This is a genomic window from Achromobacter sp. Marseille-Q4962 (assembly GCF_943737005.1).
Taxonomy (GTDB): Bacteria; Pseudomonadota; Gammaproteobacteria; order Burkholderiales; family Burkholderiaceae_B; genus Achromobacter.
The window spans coordinates 151,399-160,652 of the sequence record NZ_CALSFU010000011.1; the positions used below are offsets into that span (position 1 = coordinate 151,399).

At 67.2% G+C, this 9,254-nt stretch carries 7 protein-coding genes; 1 reads left to right on the forward strand and 6 read right to left on the reverse strand.

All coding sequences use genetic code 11. From position 1 onward, the window contains the following. Positions 1–14: 14 nt before the first annotated feature. Positions 15–2,750, reverse strand: a complete 2,736-nt coding sequence (gene secA, locus NGJ44_RS11880) for a preprotein translocase subunit SecA (RefSeq protein WP_286012353.1) — start codon at positions 2,748–2,750, stop codon at positions 15–17. A 160-nt stretch (positions 2,751–2,910) separates the two neighbouring features. Next, positions 2,911–3,894 carry a M23 family metallopeptidase gene (locus NGJ44_RS11885; RefSeq protein WP_251864042.1) on the reverse strand — a complete coding sequence of 328 codons (984 nt, stop codon included), beginning with the start codon at positions 3,892–3,894 and terminating at the stop codon, positions 2,911–2,913. A gap of 43 nt (positions 3,895–3,937) precedes the next feature. Between NGJ44_RS11885 and NGJ44_RS11890 the strand changes: the two genes are divergently transcribed. Further along, positions 3,938–4,429: a flagellar hook-length control protein FliK gene (locus NGJ44_RS11890; RefSeq protein ID WP_053246551.1), complete on the forward strand. Its 492-nt coding sequence runs from the start codon at positions 3,938–3,940 to the stop codon at positions 4,427–4,429. A gap of 248 nt (positions 4,430–4,677) precedes the next feature. Here the strand turns inward: NGJ44_RS11890 and lpxC are convergent, their stop codons facing one another. The 4 genes from lpxC to NGJ44_RS11910 form a co-directional block, all read right to left on the reverse strand. Then, positions 4,678–5,601, reverse strand: a complete 924-nt coding sequence (gene lpxC, locus NGJ44_RS11895) for a UDP-3-O-acyl-N-acetylglucosamine deacetylase (RefSeq protein ID WP_251864025.1) — start codon at positions 5,599–5,601, stop codon at positions 4,678–4,680. 231 nt (positions 5,602–5,832) lie between these two features. Next, positions 5,833–7,014, reverse strand: a complete 1,182-nt coding sequence (ftsZ, locus tag NGJ44_RS11900; protein WP_053246549.1) for a cell division protein FtsZ — start codon at positions 7,012–7,014, stop codon at positions 5,833–5,835. A gap of 183 nt (positions 7,015–7,197) precedes the next feature. Beyond that, positions 7,198–8,424 (reverse strand): cell division protein FtsA, encoded by a 1,227-nt coding sequence (gene ftsA / locus NGJ44_RS11905; RefSeq protein ID WP_053246548.1) that lies wholly within the window; start codon positions 8,422–8,424, stop codon positions 7,198–7,200. 4 nt (positions 8,425–8,428) lie between these two features. After that, positions 8,429–9,250, reverse strand: coding sequence for a cell division protein FtsQ/DivIB (locus tag NGJ44_RS11910; RefSeq protein WP_251864026.1), 822 nt, complete (start codon positions 9,248–9,250; stop codon positions 8,429–8,431). Positions 9,251–9,254 lie beyond the last annotated feature (4 nt).

Consider the following 9,254-nt stretch of genomic DNA (forward strand, 5'->3'; position numbering starts at 1 on the left):
CGCGCGCTCCCGGATCAGACCAGCTTGCCGTGACACTGCTTGTATTTCTTGCCGCTGCCGCACGGGCACGGATCGTTGCGCCCCACCTTCGGCACCACGTTGCGCACGGGCTGCTGCCCCGTTTCGCCGGCGCCCTGCGCCAGCGCCTCGTCGTAGTCGGAGTGGTGGTACTGCACGTTCTGCACGTGTGACTGCGCGGCATCCGCCTCGGCCTGCTCCACTTGTTCGGCGGACTGCACGCGCACCGTCATCAGCACGCGCACCACGTCGTCGCGGATGCGGTCCAGCATGCCGGAAAACAGCTCGAAGGCTTCGCGCTTGTATTCCTGCTTGGGATTCTTCTGCGCATAGCCGCGCAGGTGAATGCCCTGGCGCAGGTAGTCCAGCGCCGAAAGATGCTCGCGCCAATGCGTATCGATGGCCTGCAGCATGATCGAACGCTCGAACTGCGACCAGGCTTCCGCCCCGACCATGGCCACCTTGCCGGCGTAGACGTCGCGCGCCGCGGCCACCACGCGCTCGCGCAGATCGTCGTCGGTGAGGTTGGGTTCTTTCTCGAGCATTTCGACCAGCGGCAGCTGCAGGTGCCAGTCGCCTTCCAGCGCCTTCTGCAGGCCGGGGACGTCCCATTGCTCTTCGACCGACTCGGGCGGCACGTAGGTATTGAACAGCTCGACCACGGCGGCGTCGCGCAGGTTTTCCACCACGGCGCCCACGCTGGATGCCTCCAGCACCTCGTTGCGCTGGGCGTAGAGCACCTTGCGCTGGTCGTTGGCCACGTCATCGTATTCCAGCAATTGCTTGCGGATGTCGAAGTTGCGGCCTTCCACCTTGCGCTGCGCAGTTTCGATGGAGCGGGTCACCATGCCCGCCTCGATGGGCTCGCCCTCGGGCAGCTTGAGCCGCTCCATGATGGCGCGCACGCGGTCGCCGGCGAAGATGCGCATCAGCGGGTCTTCGAGCGAGAGGTAGAAGCGCGAGGAGCCCGGATCGCCCTGGCGGCCGGCGCGGCCGCGGAGCTGGTTGTCGATGCGGCGCGACTCGTGCCGCTCGGTGCCGATGATGCGCAGGCCGCCGGCGGCCTTCACCTGCTCGTTGAGCGGCTTCCATTCGTCGCGGACGCGCTCGATGCGCGCGGCCTTTTCGGCCGCGGGCAGCGATTCGTCCGTCTGGATGAGATCCACCTGTTTGTCCACGCTGCCGCCCAGCACGATGTCGGTGCCGCGGCCCGCCATGTTGGTGGCGATGGTGATGCGGCCCGGCTTGCCGGCCTCGGCGACGATCTCGGCTTCGCGCGCGTGCTGCTTGGCGTTGAGCACCTCGTGGGGCAGCTTGGCCTGCTTGAGCAGGCCCGAGAGCAGTTCGGAGTTCTCGATGCTGGTCGTGCCCACGAGCACCGGCTGGCCGCGTTCGTGGCAGTCGCGGATGTCGGCCAGGATGGCGTCGTACTTCTCGCGGTCGGTCTTGAAGACCTGGTCGTTCTGGTCCTTGCGGATCATGGGCTTGTTGGTCGGGATGATGACCGTTTCCAGCCCGTAGATCTCCTGGAATTCGTAGGCTTCCGTGTCGGCGGTGCCGGTCATGCCCGACAGCTTGTCGTACATGCGGAAGTAGTTCTGGAACGTAATGGACGCCAGCGTCTGGTTCTCGTGCTGGATCTTCACGCCTTCCTTGGCCTCCACGGCCTGGTGCAGGCCGTCGGACCAGCGGCGGCCCGCCATCAGGCGGCCGGTGAATTCGTCCACGATGATGACTTCGCCGTCCTGCACCACGTATTGCTGGTCGCGGAAGAACAGCGTGTGGGCGCGCAGCGCCACCATGAGGTGGTGCATCAGGGCGATGTGGCGCGGGTCGTACAGCGATTCGCCCTCGGGCAGGATGCCCAGGCGCGCCAGGATGGCCTCGGCGTTCTCGTGCCCGGCCTCGGACAAGTACACCTGCTGGCTCTTTTCGTCCACCCAGAAATCGCCTTCGGGTTCCGGCTCCTGCGGCTTGGGCTCGGACGCCATGCGCTTGAGCAGCGGCGGCACCGCGTTCATGCGGATGTAGAGCTCGGTGTGATCCTCGGCCTGGCCGGAAATGATGAGCGGCGTGCGGGCCTCGTCGATCAGGATGGAGTCCACTTCGTCGACGATGGCGTAGGACAGCCCGCGCTGGCGGCGGTCCTCGACGCGGTACTCCATGTTGTCGCGCAGGTAGTCGAAGCCGAACTCGTTATTGGTGCCGTAAGTGATGTCGGCAGCGTAGGCGGCCTTCTTTTCCTCGTTGGGCTGCTGGGGCACCACCACGCCGGTGGTCATGCCCAGGAAGCGGTACAGGCGCCCCATCCACTCGGCGTCGCGGCGGGCCAGGTAGTCGTTCACCGTGACCACGTGCACGCCCTTGCCGGAAATGGCGTTCAGGTAGACCGGCAGCGTGGCCATGAGCGTCTTGCCCTCGCCCGTGCGCATCTCGGCGATCTTGCCGTTGTGCAGGGCGATGCCGCCCAGCAGCTGCACGTCGAAATGGCGCATGCCGAACACCCGCTTGCCTGCCTCGCGCACCACCGCGAACGCTTCGGGCAGCAGATCGTCCAGGGACTCGCCCTGGGCATGGCGGCTGCGGAATTCGTCGGTCTTGGCCGAAAGCTCCGCGTCGGAAAGCGCGGAAATCTTGGGTTCGAGCCCGTTGATCTGGGTAACCAGCTTGCGATACTGCTTAAGCAGCCGGTCGTTGCGGCTGCCTATGAGTTTTTTGAGCAGAGAAACCATGCGTATGTCGGCCACACGGACAACATGCCCCGGCCCGCAAGGGCCCGGGCAAGCCCGTGACTTTGTTATTGGGTTGAGCGGAGACCGCTGGAAAACGAACCAGTTTAACTTACCTGGACCGCAATAGCCTGAACCTATGACAAGCCCGTCGCGCCGGGGTTCAGGGGGCAGCGGCCTGGCGCGTCACGGCCGTCGGGGCGGGCTGCTGCTGCGGCCCCAGGAAAAGGCGCGGGTCCAGCGGCTGGCCGGCCAGCCGGACCTCGAAATGCAGGTGCGGGCCGGTGGAGCGGCCCGAGCTGCCGACCCGCGCCACGGGCTGGCCCCGCTCGACCAGCTCGCCCTGCCGGACCAGCAGCGTGGAGGCATGGGCATAGCGCGTGATGAGCCCGTCGCCATGGTCGATCTCGACCAGGTTGCCGTAGCCGGGGTGGAATTTCGCTTCCAGCACCACGCCGCCCGAGGCGGCCAGGATGGGCGTGCCGGGCGGCGCGGCGAAATCCAGGCCCTCGTGCATGGCGGTGCGGCCCGTCACCGGATTGCGCCGCCAGCCGTAGGACGAACTGAGGTAGGGATAGTCGGTAATCGGCATCGCGGTGGGCATGCGCGCCTGGTCGGCCGACCGCCGGGTGAGCGCCGCGTCCAGCAGCTTGAGATTGTCGGCCTGCTGGGCCAGGCGCGCCTGGATCTCGTCGAGCTGGCGGCCCAGCGCCTCGGCCGAGGCGGCGCTGGGAGGCGGATGGTCGGTAAAGAGGTCGTCCATGACCTGAGTGGCCTCGGGCTGGCCGGCCGCAATGGCGGCCTGGGGCCCCGTCGCGATCTGGGTGGCCAGTTCCGGGTCGGTATAGGCCACGCCCGCCGCGCGGGCGACGCGCTGCCCCAGCCCGTCGATGCTGACCAGCCTGGCCTGCAAGGCGCCCACCTTGGCGGCCAGCAGGTTCATGCTCTCGCGCAGGAAGTCGGCATCGCGGGCGGGCTGCTGCGCCAGCGGCCAGCCCACGGCGTGCACCTGCGGCAGCATGGGACTCAGATAGCGCTGGACGGCGGCGCCGGCGATGGCTGCGGTAACGAGTGCGGCCCCCATGAAAAGGGCCAGCCTGGCCCCGCCGAGAGTGAAACTCCCGGCCCGCCCGTCCCGGGCGTGCATAATGACTATTTTCAAGGTTCACATCCTATGTCTTGCAGCCGGCATGAATAGACCCGCTTCATACCGTCAACGTTCCAATGCCAGCCGGCGCGGCGAAGATACCGCCCTGGGATGGCTGGGTCATGACTCGCGGGGCGCCGGCGTGCTGGCGACCGCCCGCAAGCATCTACAGATTCAATACGCGGTGGCGGCCGTGCTGCCCGCGCCGCTGGGTTCCGTGTGCCAGGTGGCCAGGCTGGAAAACCAGCGCCTGCAGCTCGTGGTGCCCACGGCGGCGCACGCGGCCAAGCTGCGGCAGCTCGCCCCGCGCATCGCGCAGGCGCTCACCGACCGAGGCTGGAACCTTAGCGAAATCGCCGTGAAGGTACAAGCCGGCCTGCCCAAGCCCGGCATGCGCCAGCCGCCGCCGCCCAAAGAGGCGCAGCCCCTGGACGAAACCGCGCTCCACGCCTTCGAGGAACTGCAGGAGCGGCTGCGGCCCGGCCCGCTGGCCGACGCCGTCGCGCGCCTGCTCAGGCATCACAGGTCTGGCTGACTATAACGTCATTGCGCGCCGTCCGGCACCCGGGGAAACGAAGCGAAACCAGCAAGAGCCGAATGGCGGAGCGCCGGCCGGTATCCGGCGCCTGGCGGGATGCGTCCGCGTATCGTGCGGATGCCGTCCGCCGCCACGGCCCTCGGCCATTGGAGGCCGGGCGTTCGGCAGGCAGGCTGAAACCCCTGAAGCCCGAAACCAGCGGGAGCCGCGGCTGGGAAGGCCCGGCCGGACCTCAGATCAGCGGGTCAGGCGAGCTTCCACTCGTGGCGGAACGCCTGCGGCGCCTCGGCCTGCGAGTCGTAGGTGACGAGTTCCCAGGCGTCGCGTTGCGCCAGCAGGGCGCGCGCGAGCTGGTTGTTCAGGCCGTGGCCCGATTTGCAGGCCACATACCGGGCAACCAGAGGTTTGCCCAGCAGGTACAGGTCGCCGATGGCGTCCAGGATCTTGTGCTTCACGAATTCGTCGTCGTAGCGCAGCCCGTCGCTGTTGAGGACGCGGTATTCGTCCATGACGATGGCGTTGTCCAGACTGCCGCCGCGCGCCAGGCCCATGGAACGCAGCGCCTCGACCTCGTTCACGAAGCCGAAGGTGCGGGCGCGGGCGATCTCGCGCACGTACGAATGAGTGGCGAAGTCGATCTCGGCGAAATTGGCCGTGGAATCGATGGCCGGATGGCGGAAGTCGATGGAAAAGGCCAGCGCGAAGCCTTCGTGCGGCTCCAGGCGCGCCCATTTCTCGTTGCGGCCCTCGCCTTCGCGCACCTCGACGGGCTTGAGCACCCGGATGAAGCGCTTGGGCGCGTTCTGCTCCACGATGCCCGCCGAGCGCAGCAGGTAGACGAACGTGGCGGCGCTGCCGTCCATGATGGGCACTTCTTCGGCCGTCAGGTCGACGTGCAGGTTGTCGATGCCCAGGCCGGCCAGCGCCGACATGAGGTGCTCGACCGTGGAAACGCGTACGTTGCCCTTCTGCAGCACCGAGGCCATGCGCGTATCGCCCACGCCTTCGGCCTGTGCGGGCAGGTCGACCACTTCAGGCAGGTCGACGCGGTGGAAAACGATGCCGGTATTGGGTTGTGCCGGACGCAGCGTCAGCTCGACCCGCCGTCCGGAATGGACGCCGACGCCTGTCGTGCGGACGAGATTCTGTATGCTGCGCTGTCGGACCATGATCTGGAATTTGAGTCAGAAGCCGGCAAAATGGCTGGAAAATTGCCGCCATAACCGAACTATTGTAACGCTGTCCGCATCCGGGCGCCATCGAGGCGGCGGATTTGGCCGAAAAAACCGTCCCTGTTTTCTTGCACGAAGAAAACAGACCTCTCCGCCTCCGGTCCGCCCGCGGGGACAGGCGGACCGGAGATGAGGGAGCAAGGTTAGAGCCCGGATCGGGCTCCAGGTTCAATCCGCCTGCTTGCGCAGGAAAGCCGGAATGTCGAAGTGGTCCATGCCCGAGCTTTCCAGCGCGCGCACCTGGGCCGATGCCTGGCTGCGCGGGTTGCGCATCACCGAGGGCATGTCCAGGTTGCGGTAGTCGCCTTGCGTGGACGGCATCATGTCCATGGCCAGGTTGTCGGTGCCGGTGCGCAGCGCCTCGGCGGTGTTCTGCACGAGTTGCGGACGCGACTGGGCGCGGCCCAGGCCGGTGGCGACGACGGTCACGCGCAGGTTCTCGCCCATGGACTCGTCGTAGGCGGTGCCGAAGATCACGGTGGCGTCGTCCGAAGCGTAGCTGCGGATCGTTTCCATGATTTCGCGCGTTTCGCGCATCTTCAGCGAGCGGCTGGCGGTGATGTTGACCAGCACGCCGCGGGCGCCGTTGAGATCCACGCCTTCGAGCAGCGGGCACGCGATGGCATGTTCGGCGGCCACGCGGGCGCGGTCGGCGCCCGAAGCCGTGGCGGTGCCCATCATGGCCTGGCCCTGCTCGCCCATGATGGTCTTCACGTCTTCGAAGTCGACGTTCACATTGCCTTCGACGTTGATGATCTCGGCAATGCCGGCGCAGGCGTTGTGCAGGATATCGTCCGCGGCGCGGAAGCAGTCTTCCTGGGTCGCGTCCTCGTCCATCAGCTCATAGAGGTTCTCGTTGAGCACCACGATGAGCGAGTGCACGTGCTTGCCCAGTTCGGCGATGCCGTCCTCGGCCATCTTCAGGCGCTTCGTGCCTTCGAAGGAAAAAGGCTTGGTGACCACGCCGACGGTCAGGATGCCCAGCTCCTTGGCCACTTCGGCCACGACGGGGCCGGCGCCCGTGCCGGTGCCGCCGCCCATGCCGGCGGTAATGAACACCATGTGCGCGCCGTTGAGCGCCGCGCGGATTTCCTCGCGCGCCGTTTCGGCCGAGGCGCGGCCTTGCTCGGGCTTGGCGCCCGCGCCCAGGCCGGTGCGGCCCAGGCGGATCTGCACCGGCGCATTGGTCGCCGCCAGCGCCTGCGCGTCCGTATTGGCGCAGATGAAGTCCACGCCGCTCACGCCGCTGCGGATCATGTGCGCGACGGCGTTGCCGCCCGCGCCCCCGACACCAACGACCTTGATAACGGTCCCTTTGGTGGTGTTCTCAAGCATCTCAAAGTTCATCATGATGACTCCCTCACAAGTCCGATTTGCAAATCACAAAATTCCCCAACAACCTATTTTTTGTGAATCGCCTCAAACACGTTGCCGGCCTGGCCCGCAACACGTGTGAGACGCCTCCCCTTGCGGCCCGTCCGGCGATACCGCCGCCGTGCGGGCCAGGAAGCGGGCCCCAACCCGCCTCCCCACTCAATTCATGAACCACTCCTTCATGCGCGCGAGCAGGCTCTTGAAGTTGCCCGTCTGCGCGGCCACCTTGCGGCCCCGCACGCGCTGCATGCGCGCTTCCTGCAGCAGCCCCATCACGGTCGAGAAGCGCGGATTGCGCATCACGTCGGCCAGGCTGCCTTCGTAGTCGGGCACCGCCACCCGCACCGGCTTGAGGAACACGTCCTCGGCCAGCTCCACCATGCCGGGCAGCTGCGCCGAGCCGCCGGTGAGCACCACGCCCGACGCCAGCAGGTCTTCGTAGCCCGAATCGCGCACGACCTGCTGCACCAGGGTGAACAGCTCCTCGACGCGCGGCTCGATCACGGCGCCCAGCGCCTGGCGCTTGACCTGGCGCGGACCACGGTCGCCCAGGCCGGGCACTTCGACCGACTCGTCCGGGCTGGCCAGCACCTGCTTGGCCACGCCGTAGCGCAGCTTGATTTCCTCGGCGTCCGGCGTGGGCGTGCGCAGCATGGCCGCGATGTCGTTGGTGATCTGGTCGCCGGCGATCGGCAGCACGGCGGTGTGCCGGATGGCGCCGCCGGTGAAGATCGCCACGTCGGTAGTGCCGCCGCCGATGTCGACCAGCACCACGCCCAGCTCCTTCTCGTCGGCCGTGAGCACCGCCAGGCTGGAGGCCAGCGGCTGCAGGATCAGGTCCTGCACTTCCAGGCCGCAGCGGCGCACGCACTTCACGATGTTCTGGGCCGCGCTGACCGCGCCGGTCACGATGTGCACGCGCACTTCCAGGCGCAGCCCGCTCATGCCGATGGGCTCGCGGATGTCTTCCTGGCCATCGACGATGAATTCCTGCGTCAGCACGTGCAGCACCTGCTGGTCGGTGGGAATGTTCACCGCCTTGGCGGTCTCGATCACGCGGGCGACGTCGGTGGCGGTGACTTCCTTGTCTTTCACGGCCACCATGCCGCTGGAGTTGAAGCTGCGGATGTGGCTGCCGGCAATGCCGGTGTAAACGTCGCGGATCTTGCAATCCGCCATCAGCTCGGCTTCTTCGAGCGCGCGCTGGATGGAATTCACCGTGGTCTCGATATTGACGACCACGCCCTTGCGCATTCCGCGCGACTCGTGCTGGCCCAGGCCCAGCACTTCGAATCGGCCTTCAGGCAGGATTTCAGCCACCACAGCCACCACCTTGCTGGTGCCGATATCGAGGGCGACGATAAGGTCCTTGATGTCACGGGTCATGGCGTTAGCGTTTCTTGGGTTTGGGTGTGGATTTGGATTGGGTTTCCGACGCGGGCAACGGGGCCAGCGCCAGGGCGAAACCATTGGGGTAGCGCAGGTCCGCCTGCGTGACGGTGCGCCCTTCCAGGCGCGCCGTCACCGTGGGCCAGGCCTGCACGAATCGTTGGATGCGGGCGGCGAAGGGCAAGGCGCCGGGCAGCCCGTGCGGATCCGGCGCGTCGGCGCCCGGATCGCGGCCCAGGTCCAGCAGCAGGCCGTTGGACAGCACCGCCCGCCAGGCATAGCGCGGACTGAGCTCGAGCTTGGCGACGTGCAGGTCCAGCGGCGCGAACCAGCGGGCCAGTTCCGCGTAGCGCTGAACCACCAGCGATTCCGTGCCTTCCGGGCCGGAGAACTGCGGCAGCACCGTCTCGTCGTCCACCTCGCCGGTATTCGCCGTGAACGCCTCGCCCCAGGTGTTGATCATCTGGTTCTCGTTCCACAGCGCCAGGGGCTGCTGCTCTTCGATGCGCACGCGCAGCACGTTCGGCCAGATGCGCCGCACGCTGGCATGCCGCACCCAGGGCACCGACTCGAAGAGCTCGCGCGCTTCGTCCAGGTCCACGGTGAAGAAGTTCCCCTTGAACCGGCCCGCGATGGCCGCCCGCACCGCTCCCGGCGACACGTAGTGCAGCTCGCCGTCCGGCATGGGCTCCAGCTCGATGGCCGACAGCGTGAAGTACGGACGCTGCGCAACCCAGGCCACGCCCGCGAGCAGCAAGGCGCACACCGCCAGCACGGCCAGCGTGTTGGCGATCAGGTTGGTCGTTCGGGCGTCGTTCCACACAGGG